At 72.3% G+C, this 671-nt stretch carries 1 pseudogene; it reads right to left on the minus strand.

Annotated features, from left to right (window positions below):
* Window positions 1–42: 42 nt before the first annotated feature.
* Window positions 43–671 (minus strand): annotated as a pseudogene (locus Q7C21_RS22345) (nicotinate phosphoribosyltransferase); the annotation flags it as partial.

A 671-nucleotide genomic window follows, 5' to 3' on the forward strand; every position in this document is an offset into this window, starting at 1 on the left:
CGTGGGTGGGGGGCCCGCCGGAGTGGTCGCTGCGCACCTGCTTTAGCTACCCGAGCCCCCGTGCGCGTACTCCGTCGGAAGGACGGGTTCCCCTCGCGAGAGCTGGGTGGCGGAGAGCGGGAGGTTCGCGCGGGCCGTCGCGTGCCGCTCCCGGGCGACGTCCAGCGGCTCCCGGGCGACCACCTCACCGCCCTTGACCAGCTCGACCAGGAGCTGCCGGTCGACCAGGGCGGCGGGGACCGGACCGGTGCCGACCACCTCCGCCTCGGCGCTCCCTTCCGCGTCCAGGCGCCGCGCGGCCCACTTGCGTCCGCCCATCGACGTCTTCCCGCCGCTGGACTTCTTCGCCACCGGCCGCAGCGGCGCCCTCGGGTCGTCGGACTCGGCGCGCGCGACCAGCTTGTAGACCATGGACGCGGTCGGGTGCCCGGAGCCGGTCACCAGTGCGGTGCCCACTCCGTAGGAGTCGACCGGGGCGCTGGCTAGCGCGGCGATCGCGTATTCGTCGAGATCTGAGGTGACGGTGATCTTGGTGTTCCAATTGCCAAGGTCATCGAGCAGCTCACGGACCCAACCGGCCTGCGCGATGAGATCTCCGGAGTCCAGGCGTACTCCGCCCAGCTGCGGGCCGCCGACCTTGACCGCGGTGCGCACGCCGGCTTCCACATCGT

The sequence above is a fragment of the Pantoea sp. ANP04 genome, assembly GCF_041982285.1.
GTDB lineage: Bacteria > Pseudomonadota > Gammaproteobacteria > Enterobacterales > Enterobacteriaceae > Pantoea > Pantoea eucalypti.